This window comes from Pantoea sp. y20 (genome assembly GCF_054903455.1).
The window spans coordinates 1,843,026-1,862,129 of sequence record NZ_CM142816.1 but is presented as its reverse complement, the minus strand read 5'-3'; the positions used below and the strand labels follow the sequence as shown (position 1 = coordinate 1,862,129).

The following is a 19,104-nucleotide window of genomic DNA, read 5'->3' as shown; positions in this document are numbered from 1 at the left end:
ACAACCGATTAATAAAGACTAAGTGTTGAATCGTTAAAGCAGGAAAAGAAAGACAAAATCGGATTAGTACTTAGAATTAATTGTGTTGCGCAACCGCCCTATTTCACGCTAATAGATTGCTGTAGCGATATTTTTCCCCTTTTCAGAGGGTTAGCGATTGATTTTTGTTGCGCAACGCCTTCACACTTTATTTCATGCGCGAAAAGGAAAATGCGCGAAAATAATGCTTTTCAAAACAGCATTTCATCTAATATTGATTATTCGCTGATTCATCTTTGTGAGCGCAATAGCGGACAATATGGATATTTCATTTTAATATTATTTAAAATGAAATATTGTCATCGACAACTTGGGCATTGCCAGGCAAGAGGATATTTGCACTATGAACACTGAACGCAGCGTATTCTACATCTCTGATGGCACCGCCATTACCGCCGAAGTGCTGGGCCATGCGGTGTTATCCCAGTTCCCGGTAATAACCCACAGCGTGACGCTGCCATTTGTCGAGAATGTGCAACGCGCTCAGGCGGTTAAAGCGCAGATCAACGCGCTCTACCAGCAGAGCGGCGTGCGCCCGCTGGTGTTCTTCTCCATCGTCACACCCGACGTCCGTGAAATTATTCTCGAAAGCGAAGGCTTTTGTCAGGACATCGTGCAGGCGCTGGTAGCACCGTTGCAGAGCGAACTCGGCGTGGCGTCAATGCCGGTGGCGCACCGCACGCACGGTTTGACCGCCAGCAACCTCGGCAAATATGACGCGCGCATTGCCGCCATCGATTACACCCTTGCGCATGATGACGGCATTTCCCTGCGCGGCCTCGAAGATGCGCAGGTGATTCTGCTCGGCGTGTCGCGCTGCGGGAAGACGCCCACCAGCTTGTATCTGGCAATGCAGTTTGGCGTGCGTGCCGCTAACTATCCGTTTATCGCCGATGATATGGATAACCTGAAACTGCCGCCGGCGCTGCGTGCACATCAGCATAAGTTGTTTGGTTTAACCATCGACCCGGAACGCCTGGCGGCGATTCGCCAGGAGCGCGCGGAAAATACCCGCTACGCTTCGTTGCGCCAGTGCCGTCTCGAAGTAGGCGAAGTGGAAGCGCTATTCCGTACCAACCAGATTCGTTATCTCAACAGCACCAACTATTCGGTGGAAGAGATCGCCACCAAAATCCTCGATATCATGGGTCTGAGCCGCAGCATGTATTAGGTTTCTCTGCCGGTCGCCATAAATGGCGACCTCCCGCCACATACCTGGCCTGTATTGCAATCGTAAAGTCTGGCTTCCGTCTGGTTTTAAGACCTTTGTTTTTAGCAGGTTGAATTCGCAAGCTATTAGTTTATTGTGATCACCATCACTTCCCGGTATTTCACCGCTGCGAAGAACAAATTTTTGAGAATCTCAATGAACAAGACTGATGAACTGCGTACCGCGCGCATCGGTAGCCTGCTGACTCCGGCTGCGCTCGCGCATGAACACCCTATTTCGGCAGAGATTGCCGCCAACGTCACCGCTTCCCGCCAGCGCATCGCGCGCATTCTGACCGGTGAAGATCCGCGTCTGCTGGTGATTATTGGTCCTTGCTCGCTGCACGATCCTAAAGCGGCGATTGAGTATGCTAAACGTCTGAACGTGCTGCGTGAGCGCCATAAAGATCGTCTGGAAATCGTGATGCGTGCCTATTTCGAAAAACCGCGCACCGTGATTGGCTGGAAAGGCCTGATCTCCGATCCCGATCTGGATGGCAGCTACGATGTAAACCGCGGCATCGCCATTGCGCGCAAACTGCTGCTGGATATCAACGCGCTGGGCATGCCAACCGCCACTGAATTCCTCGATATGGTGATCGGCCAGTTTATTGCCGACCTGATCAGCTGGGGCGCGATTGGCGCGCGTACCACCGAAAGCCAGATTCATCGTGAAATGGCGTCAGCGCTCTCCTGTCCGGTCGGTTTCAAAAACGGCACCGACGGCAACGTGCAGATCGCGGTCGATGCGATTCGCGCCGCGCGTGCCAGCCACATGTTCCTGTCACCGGATAAAAACGGTCAGATGACCATCTATCAAACCAGCGGCAATCCGCATGGTCACGTGATCCTGCGCGGCGGTCGTCAGCCGAACTATCACGCCGAAGATGTGGCGGCGGCAGCGGCCAATCTGCGCGACTTCAATCTGCCGGAGCAATTGGTGATCGACTTCAGCCACGGCAACTGCCTGAAGCAGCACGGTCGTCAGCGTGACGTTGCCGATGATGTGGCGGCGCAAATCCGTGCCGGATCGCGCGCGGTTGCGGGCGTGATGATCGAGAGTTTCCTGCAGGAAGGGAATCAGAAAGTGGTGAGCGGTGCGGCGCTGACCTATGGTCAGTCAATCACCGATCCGTGCCTCGGCTGGGAAGACAGCGCCGAGGTGCTGGCAAAACTGGCTGCCGCGGTCGACAGCCGTTTTTAATGCTGATCTAGCTGGAACAACTCACTTCCAGCGTTTTGCCCCACTCTGGTGGCCGTTGGCGCAACTCTGCGCTGACGGCCACATCGCTAAACGGTTGCTGTAACGCGCTATGCAGCTTCGCTAACGCCGTGGTCTCGCCGTTCTCGACCTCTTCAATCACCTGCTGTGCCAGATAGTTGCGTAACACCAGCGCCGGATTAGCCGCTTTCATCACCGCCTGACGCTGCGCATCGCTGGCGTGGTCTTGCAACAAACGCTGGCGATAATCGCTGTACCAGCGATCAAAGGCCTCACGATCGATAAACTCATCACGCAACGGCGAACGGCTTTCATCTTGCTGCGTGTCGCTCAGCATGCGGAAGGTCAGCGTGTAATCACTGTGTTCCGCCGTCATCATTGACAGCAAGCCGGTCAGAAGCGTGTTGTCATTGGCATCCGCCGTCAGCAAGCCGAGTTTGGCACGCATTTTCTCCCCCCAAACGCGCATCAGCTCACCTTCATAATGACCCAGCGCCTGCTTAAGCTGCTCGGTGGTCATCAAGCCCGACAAGGCATGCGCCAGGCGATTAAGGTTCCACAAGCCTATCATCGGCTGATTTTCGAAAGCGTAGCGTCCCTGATAGTCACTGTGATTGCAGATGTAATCCGGCTGATAGTCGTCGAGGAAACCGTAAGGGCCGTAATCCAGCGTTAAGCCCAGAATCGACATGTTATCGGTGTTCATCACGCCGTGCGCAAAGCCAACGCTCTGCCAATGGGCGATCAGGCTCGCCGTGCGTTTAACGATATCGGTGAACCACAGCAGGTAACGATCCGCTTCATCCTTGAGCTGCGGCCAGTGATGGCGAATGGCGTAATCCGCCAGCTGGCGCACTTTGTCTTGTTCACCGCCGTAATAGAAATGCTCAAAATGACCGAAACGCAGATGGCTGTCGGCAATGCGCATCAGCATCGCACCGCGTTCCTGGGTTTCGCGTAGCACCGGCTCATCGCCAATGGCTAATGCCAGCGCGCGCGTGGTGGGAATGCCCAGATGGTGCAGCGCTTCAGACGCGAGGAATTCGCGTACGCTGGAGCGGATCACCGCGCGACCGTCACCCATGCGCGAATAGGGCGTTAATCCGGCCCCTTTTAAGTGCCAGTCGAGCTTACGACCGTTTACCAGCTGCTGTTCACCCAACAGAATGCCGCGCCCATCGCCCAGCTGTCCGGCCCAGACGCCAAACTGATGGCCACTATAAACCTGCGCCAGCGGCGACATGCCGGGCAGCATTTCGCGTCCTGACCACACGCCATGCCCGCTGCCGGCGAACAGCGCATCATCTAAACCCATCTCTTGTGCCAGCGGCGCATTGTGATAAAACAGCCGTCCACCCGCTAATGGCGTTGGGTCCAGCGCGGTGTAGAATCCGGGTAATTCTTGCTGCCAGCTATTGGTAAATTGCATCGACACTCCGGAAGGTGCGCTTAAATCAGGCACCCGCAATGAGTTATAAGATAACAGAGAGTGTAACGCCGACGCGGCGCGGAAGACAGGCGAAAGGGTTACTGCTGCGAAGGCGTATGTAAATTCAGGTCGGAATAGATGAGATCGTTAAGACGTTCAGCTTTCACCACCGGGAACAGGCTGCCCTGTAGCTGCGCACCACTCAACGTGGTCATCTTTTCCATCATTTGGTTATCGTCAATACCACAAATAATGATCTGGTCCGCAAAATCGGAAAAATTATTGATAACTGTCTGAATAAAAGGCGTAAACGAGGCGCGCTTGGCCAGGTTATGAATAAAGGCTTTATCCAGTTTTAACACGCTAAACAGATTATCGTACACCGCGGTTGCCGGCGCTTTTCCTGCGCCAAATTGTGAAAGCGATAAACGAAATTCACTTTGTAATGCTGCAAGCAATGGATGGGATTTACCCAAAGATAATTGCGGAAACGTTTCGCTGATATCTAAAACAATAAAAGGGATTTGTCGGAATTTCCTTAACAGAAATTCGCTGGCTAAAAGTGTATTGGCCATAGAGTCATCAATACGTACCAACGCGGTAATTTGATTAATCTCAAAAAAGTCGCGGTACTTTTCCAGCAATGAAAGCTGGCTCTGCAGCAAACGTAATTGCTGCGCATCGTCCAATTGCGGCAACAGCAAATCCTGCGGCAGCGTAATAGGTGCGCTGTCGTGGACAAATTGCGTCACCAGCTCGACCGCAGTCAGCTGGCCCGCCAGAGAGTAAACTGGATAAAACCAGGTTTCCGACTGATAGTCGGCAGACAAATGGACTTTCATTTTTCAAGCCAGAAGCAATGGCAATTGGCGCATCGTATATCAACGAATTCCACCAGGCAATAGGACCAAACGTTTGAAGAGGTGCCGTTTTAGGTCTTATTACGCTGATTTAAGCCGCAAATAATACTTAAGCCAAATAAGCCGGGGTTAATGTCCATACCAATTAAATAAATTTAGCTTTATTATTAGTATTAAAACGATGGCGGGTAAAGTGCCATTTTAAATGATAGTTAAATATCGGCAGAATTCAGATTTAATTCAGGGTGAGATACCCTTTCTTTTTTCGCGTCTTTATTAAGCGATAACAACGCTATTTAGATGCGACGCGCCTGCCAAAATACTTTACGCCAGTAAACATTATCCAGCGACGAGCGGATCACACCCTGGCTGGTCGAGGCGTGAATAAAGGTGTTGTCGGTATCGTAAATACCGACGTGCAAACCGTTTTCTCCACTGCCGGTTTTGAAGAACACCAGATCGCCAGGCAGCAGATCGCCCTTGTCGATGCGCGTACCAATGTCGGTTTGATCAATGGTCGAGCGTGGCAGCTGCATATCGAATTTATCGCGGAAGGTGAGATAGACGAAGCCGGAACAATCCACGCCACCGCGGCTTAATCCGCCATAGCGATACGGCGTTCCCCGCCAGCGGCTCAGCTGATCGTTGAGTTGGGCAATCACGGTGATAGAGTCAGACAAACGGCCATTCGGCGGCGGTGCATGATGGCTACAGCCCGCCAGCAACAGTGCCAAAATCAAAATTGTCAGCCGCATCCGCCTCTCCCTTTCTCCCTTGTCCGGCAGACACTGTAGCGGCAAAGCGCTACGGCACGCAATCCTCTGTCAGGGAATAAACAGCAGCGGACCTTGTGCGGTATCAATTTGTTCAAACGGGGTTTGGTAAAGCGGCGCTAAATGCGCAGCGGTCAGCACCTCGCTGGCCCTGCCCTGACGGACAACCGCGCCTTGATGCATTAACCACACGCGAGCGGCATGGCGCAGGCTGTGGTTGAGGTCGTGCCCGCTGGCAACAATCGCCAGGCCGCTGCAACACAGTTCGGCCAGCAGCTTATCGACCGAACGCTGTTGCGCCACGTCGAGTGCACTCATCGGCTCATCCAGTAGCAGCAGTTTGCCGCGTGGATTGATCGCCGGATGAACCTGCAACACCACGGCAGCCAACCGCACGCGTTGCCATTCGCCACCAGAAAGCTGCGTAAGACTGCGCGTCAGTTTGTCCTGCAGCGCTAACTGCGCGAGCACCTCTTTTAACACGCAGTCTGTTTCCGCCGTTTGTGCGCTGATATGCATGCGTAAGTAATGCCACACCGGCATTTGTCCCGGTGCCATCTGCTGTTGCGGCAGCCAGCCGCGCAGCTGGGCCAATGCCGCACCGTTTAACGTGGACAGCGGCGCGCCATCCAGCAGAATGCTGCCCTGACTCGGCAACAAACCGGACAGCGCGTTGAGCAAGGTACTTTTGCCGGCGCCGTTCGGCCCCACCAGATGCACTAACTCACCGGCGTTAATGCTCAGTTCAATGGAAGCCAGCCGCCCTGTGACGCTGACTCCCTGACACTGCAATAGCATTTATTCGGCCAGCGCCTGCTCTACACTTTTCAGGATGATGGGATCGTCTGGCGTCATATCCGGTGAGAAGCGCGCAATGACTTTGCCCTGTTTATTAATAAGGAATTTTTCGAAGTTCCACAGGATATCGCCTGGCGCTTTCGGCGCGCGCCCTTTGCTCTCCATGCGCTCGAGGAAACCGCTGCCTTCCGGGCGTTGCGCCACTGGCTGCGCCGACGTCAGCTGCGCATAGAGAGGGTGACGATGCTCGCCGTTGACATCGGTTTTATCGAACATCGGGAAAGTGACGCCGTAAGTGGTGCTGCAAAAGGTTTTGATCTCTTCGTTACTGCCCGGCTCTTGCTCGAGGAACTGATTGCATGGGAAGCCAAGCACGCTGAACGGCTTATCCTGCCAGGCTTTCTGCAGCGATTCTAACTGCTCATACTGCGCCGTCAGGCCACATTTAGATGCCACATTGACTACCAGTAGCACCTTGCCCTCATAGGCCGCCAGCGTGGTTTTTTCACCGTCCAGCGTAACCAGTTCTGTCTGATAAATGCTCATCGTCGATTCCTGTTGTTGATAACACGTTGCCAGCCAAAGCTAGCGCGAAGACTTCACTAATAACATGATAAACAGCGGCGCGCCGAGCGTGGCCGTTACCACGCCAATCGGCAGTTCGGCAGAGGTTAACACCAGCCGCGCAATAATATCCGCGCCAAGCAGCACTGCGGCACCGGCTAACGCCGCCGCAGGCAACAAATAACGATGATCGCTAAAACCGCTGAGACGCAATAGATGCGGGATAACCAGACCAATAAAACCGATCGCACCCGCCATCGCTACGCTCACGCCCACCAGCCAGCCCATCGCCAGCACCAGCAGGTTGCGCCACAGCAGCAGCGGTAATCCGAGCTGACGTGCCGAGGTTTCGCCCAGCGCCAGCAAATTCAACGTGCGTGCGGTGGCGATCAGCAGCAGCGTTACCGGCAGCAGCGCCAACATCATCCAGCCATAGCGCCAGTCAATGCCGCTAAAGCCGCCCATCATCCAGTACATCAGCTGACGCAGATCGAGGCTGGTGCTAAAATACACTGCCCACGTCATGATGGCGCTACAGATAATGCCGAGCGCCACGCCGGTCAGCAGTAAGCGGCTCACTGAGAGTTGTTTGTGAGCGAAGTGCAGCAGCATCAGCGTGATCAGCAGCGCACCGGCCATGGCCGCCAGCGCTAAGCTCCATAGCGAACCGTTACCGAGCATCACACCTAATACCAGACCAATCCCCGCCCCATTAGACACGCCAAGTAAGCCGGGTTCCGCCAGCGGATTGTTGAACAGCGCCTGCATTACCACGCCGCACACCGCCAGCGCCGCACCCACCAGCAGCACCGCCAGCGTGCGCGGCATGCGCAACTGCCAGACGAACAGATCGCCTTCCGCCGAAAACCATTGTGTGGGGGAGATCCAGCTGTCGCCGGCGCACAGGCTAAGCCCGATGAGCAGCAATAGCAGCGCAATGAGTGCGATGAGCCAGCGCTGGCTGCGGCGATTTGCCTGGGAAGCAAGCTGATCCAGCAGAGTCATAGATAAGATTGGCTGAGAAAACAGAGATTTGATTGTAGTGGGATTACAGCAAAAAGAAAGCGGCGCTGTGGAGGCGCCGCTGGAGAAGCCTTACTGATGCGGAGGAAGCGGCTGACCGTGATTATCACGCTTCTGCTGATTATCATGCTGGTCGTGATGCTGCGGTTGCGGCTGACGCTGTGGCTGACGTTTGTCGTCGCGGTGCGGTCCATTGCCCGGATGCTGCACCTGCCAGCCGTTACCGTTCCAGTAACCGTGCGGGCCTTTGGTGCCGATGCGCTAGTTATGGTGCTGTTTCCACCACGTTGGCGCACGCCAGTCGTAACCATCCCAATAGTAGCCGCGCTTATCCTGATCGCCGATATGCACCGAAACGCCCGGGGTGTTGATGTTGACGGAAACATTGGCGCCAGCCAGCAGCGGCATGCCTAACAAGACACTTAATAAAATTGCTGTCTTTTTCATTATTCAAACCCTTTGCTCTGTGATGGCGCTGTTATAACAAAAGTGTTGATGTCGTCACTATCGGTGAGGACCGATTTTCGCCTTATTTTCCGGATACTTACTAAATCCTTACATCGTGAATAAATCGTGTAGAGCGGCCAGATTTAAGGCAAAAAAAAGGCCGCTAAGCGGCCTTTTTGTCGTACTGAAATTAGTCAGCATCCTTGGGTGTCGCGTTCTCGACGCGACTTTTCAACTTCTGTCCCGGACGGAATGTCACCACTCGGCGCGCGGTGATAGGAATATCTTCCCCCGTCTTCGGGTTACGGCCCGGACGCTGGTTTTTGTCACGCAGATCAAAATTACCAAATCCGGACAGTTTTACCTGTTCTCCGTTTTCCAACGCGCGGCGAACCTCTTCAAAAAAAAGTTCTACCAACTCTTTGGCATCGCGTTTGCTCAACCCGAGTTTTTCAAACAGGTACTCTGACATTTCAGCTTTTGTAAGCGCCATAGGTTCAATCCCTCAAGGTTGCCTGGAATCGCTCTTTTAATACCGCAACGCATTTGGCAACGGTCGCGGCAATCTCCTCTTCTTCGAGTGTCCGGCTGGTATCCTGCAAAATCAGGCTAATCGCTAGGCTCTTTTCACCTTCGTTTACGCCCTTACCACGGTACACGTCAAACAAGTTTACGCCAACTACCTGATTTACGCCAACTTTCTTACACTCCGCAATGATATCTGCTGCAGGAACATTTTCAGCCACCACAACGGCGATATCACGACGGTTTGCCGGGAAGCGAGAAATCTCGCGCGCATCAGGCAGGACGCGGTCTGCGACCTTATTCCAAAGCAGTTCAAACACTAAGGTGCGACCATTCAGATCCAGCTTACGTTCCAGCTCTGGATGAACCACCCCGATAAATCCGATTCGTTCGCCGCGTAAATAAATGGCGGCGCTTTGTCCTGGATGCAGCGCCGGATTGGCTTCCGCACGGAAGGAAATCTCATCAAGTTTACCGGTCAAATCCAGCAGCGATTCTAAATCGCCTTTCAAATCATAGAAGTCAACCGTCTGACGCGCCAGATCCCAATGCTCTTCATAGCGATTACCGCTTAAAACGCCGGCCAGCATAAGATCCTGGCGGATACCCAGATCGGCCTGTGTATCAGGAACAAAGCGTAAACCGCTTTCAAACAGGCGTACGCGGCCCTGCTGACGGTTTTGGTTATACACCACCGCGCCCAGCAAACCGGTCCACAGCGACAGGCGCATTGCCGACATATCGCTGGATATTGGGCTGGGCAGGAGCAGCGCCTCTTCGCCCGGATGCAGCAACTGCTGCAGTTTTGGATCGACAAAGCTGTAAGTAATCGCTTCCTGATAACCTTTATCTACCAACAGATTTTTCGCACGCTTCAGCGACAGGTCGGCTTCACGATGCTGCGTCATGATCAGGCTGGCTTTCACCGGCACATCAGGGATGTTGTTGTAGCCGTAAACGCGCGCCACTTCTTCGACCAGATCTTCTTCGATAGCCATATCGAAACGCCAGCTTGGCGCAACGGCTTGCCACTCACCTGCACTCACTTTCACTTCGCAACCCAAACGCGTCAGGATGTCAGTAACCTGTTCGTCAGCAATCACATGGCCAATCAGGCGATCGAGCTTTTCACGGCGCAGCGTGATGGTGGCGCGTGGCGGCAGCGCGCTCGCGTCAGTTTGGTCAATGACCGGGCCCGCTTCGCCGCCACAGATGTCGAGCAACAGTTGCGTCGCGCGTTCAATCGCTTTGTGCTGCAGCGCTGGATCGACGCCACGCTCGTAACGATGTGACGCGTCGGTATGCAGGCCCTGACGGCGAGCGCGGCCGGTGATCGCCAGCGGATCAAAGTAGGCGCATTCGAACAGCACATTTTGCGTCTCCTCATTGACACCGGAATGCTCGCCACCAAAGATGCCGCCCAACGCCAGCGCTTTGTGGTGATCGGCAATCACCAGCGTGTCGCTGCTGAGTTTAGCTTCGGTACCATCCAGCAGCGTCAGCACTTCGCCCTCTTCTGCCATACGCACCACGATGCCGCCGTCGATGCGGTCGAGATCGAAGGCATGCATCGGCTGACCAAGCTCCAGCAGTACAAAGTTGGTGATATCGACCACCGGATCGATTGAGCGAATACCGCAACGACGTAGCTTCTCACGCATCCACAATGGCGTAGCGGCTTTGACGTTGACACCTTTCACCACGCGGCCAAGGTAGCGCGGGCACGCGGCGGTGGCATCAACACGAATCGGGAAGGTATCGTTGATGGTGGCTTTTACCGGCTCAATGGCGGGAGCCGTCAGCGGCAAACCGTTCAAAACTGCTACATCACGCGCAATCCCGATGATGCCCAGGCAATCGGCGCGGTTTGGCGTGACGCTGATTTCAATGGTGTTGTCATCCAGCTGCAGATAGCTGCGGATATCGGTGCCAATTGGCGCATCGGCTGGCAGCTCGATGATGCCGTTGTGATCGTCGGAAATACCCAGCTCAGAGAAGGAGCACAGCATGCCTTCAGACGGCTCGCCACGCAGTTTTGCTGCTTTGATTTTGAAATCGCCCGGCAGCACAGCGCCAACGGTCGCCACCGCCACTTTCAGGCCCTGACGGCAGTTTGGCGCGCCGCAGACGATATCCAACAGGCGATCGCCACCGACGTTGATTTTGGTGACGCGCAGTTTGTCGGCGTTCGGATGCTGGCCGCACTCAACCACTTCACCCACCACGACACCGTGGAACGCACCGGCAACCGGATCCACGCCGTCCACTTCAAGGCCGGCCATGGTGATTTGCTCAGACAGCGCAGCGCTGTCCAGGGCTGGATTTACCCATTCGCGTAACCAGAGTTCACTGAATTTCATTGGATAACCTGCCCTTATTTAAATTGTTTGAGGAAACGTAAATCATTTTCGAAGAAGGCGCGCAGATCGGTCACACCGTAGCGCAGCATGGTGAGACGCTCCATGCCCATGCCAAACGCAAAGCCCGAATAAATTTCCGGATCGATGCCAACATTGCGCAATACGTTCGGGTGCACCATGCCGCAACCCAGCACTTCCAACCACTTGCCGTTTTTACCCATCACGTCCACTTCTGCGGACGGTTCGGTGAACGGGAAGTAAGAAGGACGGAAGCGAATTTGCAGATTCTCTTCGAAGAAGTTGTTGAGGAAATCGTGCAGTGTGCCTTTCAGGTTGGTAAAGCTGATGTCTTTATCGACAATCAAACCTTCCATCTGGTGGAACATTGGCGTGTGCGTCTGATCGTAATCGTTACGATAAACACGGCCTGGCGCGATGATGCGGATTGGCGGCTGCTGGTTTTTCATGGTACGGATCTGCACGCCTGAAGTTTGGGTGCGCAGCAGACGCGTGGCATCAAACCAGAACGTGTCGTGATCGGCACGCGCCGGGTGATGGCCGGGAATGTTCAGCGCATCAAAGTTGTGGTAATCGTCTTCAATTTCCGGACCTGTTACCACCGCGAAACCCAGTTCGCCGAAGAAGGTTTCGATACGATCGATAGTGCGGGTCACCGGATGCAAGCCACCATTCTCAACGCGGCGGCCAGGCAGCGACACGTCGATGGTTTCCGCAGCCAGACGCGCATTCAGCTCCGCACTTTCCAGCGTCTCTTTGCGCGCGGTAAGGCGGTCCTGCACTTGCTGTTTGGCCTCGTTGATGACCGCACCCGCAGCCGGGCGCTCTTCTGCCGGCAGTTCACGCAGGGTGGTCATTTGCAGCGTCAGATGCCCTTTCTTACCCAGAAATTCGACGCGCACGGCGTCCAGAGCAGCGATATCCGCCGCCTCGTCGATGGCGGCCGTGGCACGAGCCACCAGGTCTGCGAGTTGGGACATGATTTCCTCTTCTTCCAGCCGGGCTGGTCAGTTCTCGTTGGGATCAGATGATCCGATTAAGTGTCGCCAGAAACAAAAAAGCCTCCACGAGGGAGGCTTTCAGCGCGATTTTTCGTTTCTTTTCTTATGCGCAAAAGCCCCTGATGTTCAGGCGCTAAAGTAAAAAAAGAAACGGAAAATAGCAGCATTCATGCTTGCGTTACCTTGTCATATTTAGAAACCGCACTATTGAAATGCGCAGCGGCCAAAATGTCAATCTTTTGCGTGAGTTGCGGGTAATAAAAAAGGGAGCAAGCTCCCTTTTTCAACTGACTTACGCCAGAGCTGATTTTGCTTTTTCAACAAGTGCAGTAAATGTCACTTTGTCGAATACAGCGATGTCAGCCAGAATCTTACGGTCGATTTCAATAGAGGCTTTTTTCAGGCCATTGATGAAACGGCTGTAAGAGATACCGTTCTGACGAGCCGCAGCGTTGATACGCGCGATCCACAGTTGACGGAACTGACGCTTACGTTGACGACGGTCACGGTAAGCATACTGACCAGCTTTGATAACAGCCTGGAAGGCAACGCGGTATACACGTGAACGTGCACCATAGTAGCCTTTAGCTTGTTTTAAGATTTTCTTGTGACGTGCGCGAGCAATTACACCACGTTTAACGCGAGCCATGTGAGCTCTCCTATATCATATTCTGTGATTTCCCTTCATCTTTCGTGCCGCAGCGGCGTTGGCTGTCTTCATTCATCCCAGTCACTTACTGATGTAAGTTAAGGGATTCATTCAGTTGCCGCCTTGCTGCAATCCGAAATCTTTCGGGAATTAAACTAAAAAAAATTTACTTATGCGTACGGCAGGCAGGCAATAACCAGACCCAGATCGCCTTTAGACACCATGCCTTTCGGACGCAGGTGACGTTTACGCTTAGTAGACTTTTTAGTCAGAATATGACGCAGGTTCGCGTGCTTACGCTTGAAGCCGCCAGAAGCGGTCTTCTTGAAGCGCTTAGCGGCGCCACGTACAGTTTTAATCTTTGGCATTTTTACAAATATCCACTTCGCATTGTTAATAAAATGAATCAGACAGGCGAATAAAAATCCGCACAACGCAAGCGCTGCGCGGCATTATTACTTGAAGGCCTACTGTTTCTTCTTAGGAGCGAGCACCATGATCATCTGACGACCTTCGATCTTCGAAGGGAAGGATTCGACAATCGCCAGATCCATGTCTTCACACAGATCTTTACGGACGCGGTTAAGCACTTCCATACCGATCTGCTGGTGCGCCATCTCACGACCGCGGAAACGCAGCGTGATTTTGGCTTTATCACCCTCTTCCAGAAAGCGAATCAGGTTGCGTAGTTTGACCTGATAGTCGCCATCATCGGTACCAGGACGGAATTTGATTTCCTTAACCTGGATAACTTTCTGCTTCTTCTTCTGTTCCTTAGAAGACTTGCTTTTTTCATAAAGGAACTTGCCGTAATCCATGATACGGCAAACCGGCGGTTCGGCGTTCGGGCTGATTTCAACTAAATCTACGCCGGCTTCTTCAGCTTTCTCAATGGCTTCACGCAGGGTGACAATGCCAAGTTGCTCGCCGTCTACGCCAGTTAAGCGCACTTCGGTGGCACGGATTTCGCCGTTGATACGGTTCGGACGTGTTGGTTGTACTCGTTTTCCGCCTTTAATAACCTGTTTCCTCTAATTGGTGAAGATGTCGGCTGCGAATCTCTTGTTGCAGCTTCTCAACAAACACATCTACGTCCATGCTCCCAAGGTCTTTACCACGGCGGGTGCGCACGGCAACTTTGCCTGCTTCCACCTCTTTGTCACCGCAAACCAGCATATAAGGGACGCGACGTAATGTGTGCTCGCGGATTTTAAAGCCTATCTTCTCGTTTCTCAAGTCTGCTTTGACACGAATGCCAGCATTCTGCAATTTCTTCGTCAATTCACTGACGTATTCTGACTGACTGTCGGTGATATTCATCACCACAGCCTGCACCGGCGCCAGCCAACTCGGGAAGAATCCAGCGAATTCTTCGGTCAGGATGCCGATAAAGCGCTCCATTGAACCGAGAATTGCGCGATGGATCATTACCGGTGTCTGGCGGTCGTTGTTTTCGCCGACAAAAGTCGCGTCCAGACGCTTCGGCAGGGAGAAGTCTAGCTGAACGGTACCACACTGCCAGGCGCGGTCGAGACAATCGTACAGGGTAAACTCAATTTTAGGGCCGTAGAAGGCACCTTCTCCCGGCTGATATTCGAATGGAATATCATTCTCTTTCAGCGCTTCTGCCAAATCCACTTCCGCACGATCCCACATTTCGTCGGTACCGATACGTTTTTCCGGACGGGTCGACAGCTTCACCACGATTTTTTCAAAACCGAAGGTGCTGTACATGTCGTATACCATGCGGATACAGCTGTTCACCTCATCACGTACCTGATCTTCGGTACAGAAGACGTGAGCATCATCCTGGGTAAAGCCGCGCACGCGCATCAGACCATGCAAGGCACCTGATGGCTCGTTACGATGGCAGCTGCCAAACTCCGCCATACGCAGCGGCAGGTCGCGGTAGGATTTCAGACCCTGATTAAAGATCTGAACGTGGCCTGGGCAGTTCATCGGCTTGATGCAATATTCACGGTTCTCTGAAGAGGTGGTGAACATGGCTTCTTTATAGTTCTCCCAGTGCCCGGTTTTCTCCCACAGCACGCGGTCCATCATGAACGGACCTTTCACTTCCTGATAGTCGTACTCTTTCAGCTTGGTACGCACAAACACTTCCAACTCGCGGAAGATGGTCCAGCCGTCATTGTGCCAGAACACCATGCCCGGTGCTTCTTCCTGCATGTGGTAGAGATCGAGCTGCTTACCGATTTTACGGTGATCGCGCTTCGCCGCTTCTTCCAGACGCTGCAGATAGGCAGCCAGCTGCTTTTTATCCGCCCAGGCCGTACCGTAAATACGCTGCAGCATTTTGTTGTCGCTGTTGCCGCGCCAGTAAGCCCCGGAGATTTTCTGCAGTTTGAAGTGATGGCAGAAACGCATATTCGGCACGTGCGGACCGCGGCACATGTCGATGTATTCTTCATGTTGATACAGGCCAGGACGATCGTCGTGGCTGATGTTCTCGTCAAGAATGGTGGTTTTATAGCTTTCGCCACGCTCAGCAAACACGTCACGTGCTTCCTGCCAGCTCACCTTTTTCTTCACCACATCGTAGTTGGTTTCAGCCAGCTGGTGCATACGCTTTTCCAGCAGCTCAAGATCTTCCTGGGTTAAGGTATGTTCCAGGTCAACGTCATAATAGAAACCGTTATCAATCACCGGGCCGATCGCCATTTTGGTGTTTGGCCACAGCTGCTTAATCGCATGCCCTAACAGGTGCGCGCAAGAGTGACGAATGATTTCTAAACCGGCGTCGTCTTTAGCGGTAATAATCGCGACCTGAGCGTCCTCGGTGATCGGATCAACCGCATCAACCAATTCGCCATTCACGCGACCCGCGATGCAGGCTTTCGCCAAACCCGGTCCAATATCCAACGCAATATCCATCACGCTGACCGGATGGTCAAAGCTGCGCTGGCTGCCATCAGGAAGAGTAATTACTGGCATTTCATATCCTTAATTGCAGTGGTAAGCCACACGAAAGCCTACATGCAAAAATGAGTTTCATAGTGTGTAACCCGGCGTGATGTCAGACCCACGTTGTCGGAATGACGCCAGGAATGTAAAGCGGCGATGATAATAGCAGCTTTCGCCGCCGATCAAAACCCGTGCAGAGATTCGCTAAGCTAAAGAGAAATAAAAAAAACCGCTGCGAGGCACAGGCCTGGCAGCGGTGATTCACATCCGTCTCGCTTACATTGAGTATGAGAGCTGGATCGTGGTTTTGGTATCGGTACGATCCGGCGCAGATTCTGGCGGATTATTGTTCCAGGTCACGTTGTAGCCTAGCTTCAGCGCGAAATGGGCATTGATGGCCACCTGCAGCGCGGTTTCTGAGTTCAGCGTGGTGTCTTCACCGAAGCTGCTCAGCACAGAAACACCCTGGATAAATTTGGTGGTATCTGTCAGTTGCCATTGATAGCTCACTGCACCATAACCCAATGCTTTGGTTTCATGGCCGCCATCATGGAAATCGTCGTAACGCACACCCGGACCGAATTCAGCACGCAGTGAGTGAACCGGGCCGCTGAGGATCTGGCGACCGTAACCGGCGGTCAGCACATCGCGTGAGTCATAACCGTTGAAACGGTCGCTTAACCAGCTTGCCTGACCAAACAGGTAGTCAGCGCTGTTGAGGTTATAACGGCTACGGCCACCAATGTTGTAAGTCTCAGATGAACGCTCATCGTTTGAGGAGTTGTTTGCGGCGTTGCCCCACAGACTCAATGCGGTATTGGTTTGATACCACGTCATATTGGTAGACGCACTCAGCGAAGAACTGGTGGTGTTTCCAGTTTGAGCCAGGTAACCCGCTGACGCACTGCCTTCAAACGGCTTTTTCGCCGTTGCAGGATCATCCATGGAGGTGAAAACGGCGTTATCTGCAAAGGCCTGGTGACAAAATGCTCCAGCAGAGAGCAATAAAACAGCGGACAGCTTGTTAAAGGCTTTCATTAAAAGTAATCCGTACGACAGTTTAAAAAACGAAGAGTCTGAAGCGTTTCTCCGGCCAATCAATGCAATTTACCGTAAGTTTTGTAAAAAAGTATGTATCCGCATAAAAAACCAGGAAAGCCGCTGGACCGCTCTTTTAATGGGACTTTTCCCATTTTCGCTGCGCATTATAGGGGGCAACTACTCAAATAGCAGCCTGAAGGCTACAAGATTTTTCTGAACTCTTTTGACAAAGCTTTACCTGCTATTTTCACTAATGAATTGGCTAAAATTCGCTCTATACAGCGCGCTGGTCTACGCTGAAATCTGTTCGATAACAATGAGGTGAATAATGAGTGACCATGATGTCAAACGTTACATTGTCACGTTGAAATATCAGGAAAGTGGACTCGGCGACGTGCAGTCAGTGAACAGCGCCATGATCAATGGCGGATACAGCACCACCTTAAGCGATGATGAAGGTCATCCACATGAGTTGGGCACCAATAGCTTCGGCATTGTCAGCGCGTTAGAGGAGCATGAAATAGCAGAGCAAGCCGCGGGATATGCCCAAATCGCGCTCGATCATAAACCTGAGGTCACCGTCATCACGTTAGAGGCGTTTCTGAAACAACAATCCTGACGCAGTGCAAAAAACGGCATCGACGCCAGGTTTGCTCAGGTTTTGCGCGTTACAATCGAACTCACGCAGCGAACAAAGAGGATTACCCGATGTGGTCAGCCATTAGTCGTCTGTTAAGCGAGTACGCCGGTGATGCCGAAATCACCGACCGTCAGGAACTTCCCGGTGGCGATGTCCATCCCGCCTGGCGCATCCGCTATGGCGAGTTGGATGTGTTCGTCAAATGTAACACCCGCGATATGCTCACCTTGTTCAGCTGGGAAGCCGATCAACTCGACCTGCTGGCGCGCACGCAAACCGTTCGCGTCCCGAAAGCGTATGGCGTTGGCAATGATCGTGATACCAGCTTCCTGCTGCTGGAATATATTCCGCCTCATCCCTTTACCGCACAGAGCGCTTTCCAGCTCGGCCAGCAGTTGGCGCATCTACACCAATGGAGCGAGCAACCGCAATTTGGTCTCGATTTCGACAACAACATCACCACCTCACCTCAGCCGAATAGCTGGTTACGCCGCTGGTCAGTGTTCTTCGCTGAGCAGCGCATCGGCTGGCAGCTGCAACTGGCCGCAGAAAAAGGCGTGCACTATGGCGATACCGAACTGATTGTTGATTGTGTGCAGCGCACGTTAGCCAACCACCATCCGCAACCTTCTTTATTACACGGCGATTTGTGGCCCGCCAACTGCGCCGGCAGCGCAGAGGGTCCGTGGTTGTTTGATCCCGCCTGCTATTGGGGTGATCGCGAATGCGATTTAGCGATGCTGAGTTACTACGCCGATTTGCCGCGCCAGATCTATGATGGCTACCAGGCGGTTTGGCCACTGGAAGACGGATTCTCGCAGCGTCAGCCGGTGTATCAGCTCTATTACCTGCTGAATCGCGCTAATGTTTTCGGCGGCAACTGGACGGGCGAAGCGCAGTTCGCCATCGGCCAGTTGTTAGATGAAGATGTGTTGGGCGAACGTCAGGCCAGACCGGCCTGATGTGTTACAGCATGCCGAGCAGTTTCAGCACAAAGTAGCCCGCGATTGCGATAATGATCGGCAGGATATAGAGCGGGAAAATCTGCAAGAAAATGGTGTGACGCGGGATGTGGATTTTCTCTTCCAGCTGCGCTCGCGTGCGCCCTTCACTGCCTTTGGCCTGTTCCATGATCAGCTGATCTTCAATGCCCTCTTTAATATGGCGCGACTGACGCCACATGCGCGCACCTGAAGCCTGCAGCGCTATGCCGATAAAGATCAGGATGTAGATCAGCCAAAACCCGATATTCGCGCCACCGTTAAATTCCGGCACCGGAGAGTTCTGCCAAAACACATTGAGAAACGGCGTATTGAACTTCACCATGTCGACCATGACATGCACAAAATCGAGCATCACGGCATCAATGCCCGGCTGCTTTTCACTGTGCTTAAACATAAAGCCCAGCAGCGAAATCATCGTGGATAACAATGCGGGTATAAAAATCACCCAGCCAGCCACTCGCTTAAGGATGCCGATGCGGCCAGCCTGTTGGTAAGTCATGGTGTCTCCCTGAACCAAAAATAGTTTTGCCTAAGTCTACCTGCACTACTGCAATTTTTCCTGAAAAATGCGTGGCCTGCC

22 protein-coding genes and 1 other annotated feature are annotated in these 19,104 nt (G+C 53.1%); of the genes, 4 read left to right on the top strand and 18 right to left on the bottom strand.

Features of this window, described 5'->3' with window-relative positions; translation table 11 throughout:
- The first annotated feature begins 382 nt into the window (after positions 1-382).
- Positions 383-1,210 (top strand): posphoenolpyruvate synthetase regulatory kinase/phosphorylase PpsR, encoded by an 828-nt coding sequence (gene ppsR, locus ACYAC5_RS08770; RefSeq protein WP_110866022.1) that lies wholly within the window; start codon positions 383-385, stop codon positions 1,208-1,210.
- Positions 1,211-1,405: 195 nt separating this feature from the next.
- The gene (locus ACYAC5_RS08765) at positions 1,406-2,452 is read left to right on the top strand and encodes a 3-deoxy-7-phosphoheptulonate synthase (RefSeq protein ID WP_309834877.1); all 1,047 of its coding nucleotides are present in this window, start codon (positions 1,406-1,408) and stop codon (positions 2,450-2,452) included.
- 7 nt (positions 2,453-2,459) lie between these two features.
- Here ACYAC5_RS08765 and ACYAC5_RS08760 read toward each other — a convergent pair whose 3' ends face one another.
- The 17 genes from ACYAC5_RS08760 to ACYAC5_RS08680 form a co-directional block, all read right to left on the bottom strand.
- Entirely contained in the window at positions 2,460-3,899 is a 1,440-nt protein-coding gene (locus ACYAC5_RS08760) for a protein adenylyltransferase SelO (RefSeq protein WP_462062839.1), read from the bottom strand.
- Between the two features lie 98 nt (positions 3,900-3,997).
- Positions 3,998-4,741 (bottom strand): EAL domain-containing protein, encoded by a 744-nt coding sequence (locus ACYAC5_RS08755; RefSeq protein WP_280172743.1) that lies wholly within the window; start codon positions 4,739-4,741, stop codon positions 3,998-4,000.
- 314 nt (positions 4,742-5,055) lie between these two features.
- On the bottom strand, positions 5,056-5,514 hold the full coding sequence (locus ACYAC5_RS08750) for an NlpC/P60 family protein (protein ID WP_101764568.1): 459 nt from the start codon (positions 5,512-5,514) through the stop codon (positions 5,056-5,058).
- A gap of 69 nt (positions 5,515-5,583) precedes the next feature.
- On the bottom strand, positions 5,584-6,330 hold the full coding sequence (btuD, locus tag ACYAC5_RS08745) for a vitamin B12 ABC transporter ATP-binding protein BtuD (RefSeq protein ID WP_462062838.1): 747 nt from the start codon (positions 6,328-6,330) through the stop codon (positions 5,584-5,586).
- Positions 6,331-6,876 carry a glutathione peroxidase gene (locus tag ACYAC5_RS08740; RefSeq protein ID WP_462062837.1) on the bottom strand — a complete coding sequence of 182 codons (546 nt, stop codon included), beginning with the start codon at positions 6,874-6,876 and terminating at the stop codon, positions 6,331-6,333. It abuts the gene before it with no gap.
- Between the two features lie 39 nt (positions 6,877-6,915).
- The gene (btuC, locus tag ACYAC5_RS08735) at positions 6,916-7,899 is read right to left on the bottom strand and encodes a vitamin B12 ABC transporter permease BtuC (RefSeq protein WP_101764571.1); all 984 of its coding nucleotides are present in this window, start codon (positions 7,897-7,899) and stop codon (positions 6,916-6,918) included.
- Positions 7,900-7,989: 90 nt separating this feature from the next.
- On the bottom strand, positions 7,990-8,127 hold the full coding sequence (locus ACYAC5_RS08730) for a hypothetical protein (RefSeq protein WP_462062835.1): 138 nt from the start codon (positions 8,125-8,127) through the stop codon (positions 7,990-7,992).
- A 51-nt stretch (positions 8,128-8,178) separates the two neighbouring features.
- Positions 8,179-8,364 (bottom strand): DUF2502 domain-containing protein, encoded by a 186-nt coding sequence (locus ACYAC5_RS08725; protein ID WP_462062833.1) that lies wholly within the window; start codon positions 8,362-8,364, stop codon positions 8,179-8,181.
- A gap of 190 nt (positions 8,365-8,554) precedes the next feature.
- A complete protein-coding gene (gene ihfA / locus ACYAC5_RS08720) occupies positions 8,555-8,857 on the bottom strand; it encodes an integration host factor subunit alpha (protein WP_007892687.1) in 303 nt (100 codons plus the stop codon).
- A gap of 4 nt (positions 8,858-8,861) precedes the next feature.
- Positions 8,862-11,249, bottom strand: a complete 2,388-nt coding sequence (gene pheT / locus ACYAC5_RS08715) for a phenylalanine--tRNA ligase subunit beta (protein ID WP_462062832.1) — start codon at positions 11,247-11,249, stop codon at positions 8,862-8,864.
- A gap of 14 nt (positions 11,250-11,263) precedes the next feature.
- A complete protein-coding gene (gene pheS, locus ACYAC5_RS08710) occupies positions 11,264-12,247 on the bottom strand; it encodes a phenylalanine--tRNA ligase subunit alpha (RefSeq protein WP_101764574.1) in 984 nt (327 codons plus the stop codon).
- A 71-nt stretch (positions 12,248-12,318) separates the two neighbouring features.
- Positions 12,319-12,444: a sequence feature (Phe leader region), on the bottom strand.
- Positions 12,395-12,439 carry a pheST operon leader peptide PheM gene (pheM, locus tag ACYAC5_RS08705; RefSeq protein ID WP_106120997.1) on the bottom strand — a complete coding sequence of 15 codons (45 nt, stop codon included), beginning with the start codon at positions 12,437-12,439 and terminating at the stop codon, positions 12,395-12,397. It overlaps the preceding feature by 45 nt.
- Positions 12,445-12,560: 116 nt before the next feature.
- The gene (gene rplT / locus ACYAC5_RS08700) at positions 12,561-12,917 is read right to left on the bottom strand and encodes a 50S ribosomal protein L20 (RefSeq protein WP_007892678.1); all 357 of its coding nucleotides are present in this window, start codon (positions 12,915-12,917) and stop codon (positions 12,561-12,563) included.
- Between the two features lie 170 nt (positions 12,918-13,087).
- Entirely contained in the window at positions 13,088-13,285 is a 198-nt protein-coding gene (gene rpmI, locus ACYAC5_RS08695; protein ID WP_004157374.1) for a 50S ribosomal protein L35, read from the bottom strand.
- Between the two features lie 99 nt (positions 13,286-13,384).
- Entirely contained in the window at positions 13,385-13,936 is a 552-nt protein-coding gene (gene infC, locus ACYAC5_RS08690) for a translation initiation factor IF-3 (protein ID WP_036621995.1), read from the bottom strand.
- The gene (gene thrS / locus ACYAC5_RS08685) at positions 13,932-15,869 is read right to left on the bottom strand and encodes a threonine--tRNA ligase (RefSeq protein ID WP_462062829.1); all 1,938 of its coding nucleotides are present in this window, start codon (positions 15,867-15,869) and stop codon (positions 13,932-13,934) included. The genes infC and thrS overlap by 5 nt, the downstream gene beginning before the upstream one ends.
- A gap of 246 nt (positions 15,870-16,115) precedes the next feature.
- The gene (locus tag ACYAC5_RS08680) at positions 16,116-16,877 is read right to left on the bottom strand and encodes a DUF481 domain-containing protein (RefSeq protein ID WP_101764576.1); all 762 of its coding nucleotides are present in this window, start codon (positions 16,875-16,877) and stop codon (positions 16,116-16,118) included.
- Between the two features lie 331 nt (positions 16,878-17,208).
- On the opposite strand from ACYAC5_RS08680, the gene ghoS reads away from it, so the two are divergent.
- Both ghoS and ACYAC5_RS08670 read left to right on the top strand, forming a co-directional pair.
- Positions 17,209-17,499, top strand: coding sequence for a type V toxin-antitoxin system endoribonuclease antitoxin GhoS (gene ghoS / locus ACYAC5_RS08675; protein WP_101764577.1), 291 nt, complete (start codon positions 17,209-17,211; stop codon positions 17,497-17,499).
- A gap of 89 nt (positions 17,500-17,588) precedes the next feature.
- Positions 17,589-18,482, top strand: coding sequence for a fructosamine kinase family protein (locus tag ACYAC5_RS08670; RefSeq protein ID WP_192413529.1), 894 nt, complete (start codon positions 17,589-17,591; stop codon positions 18,480-18,482).
- A 4-nt stretch (positions 18,483-18,486) separates the two neighbouring features.
- On the opposite strand, the gene ACYAC5_RS08665 is transcribed toward ACYAC5_RS08670, so the two are convergent.
- The gene (locus ACYAC5_RS08665; protein WP_192413531.1) at positions 18,487-19,023 is read right to left on the bottom strand and encodes a YniB family protein; all 537 of its coding nucleotides are present in this window, start codon (positions 19,021-19,023) and stop codon (positions 18,487-18,489) included.
- Positions 19,024-19,104 lie beyond the last annotated feature (81 nt).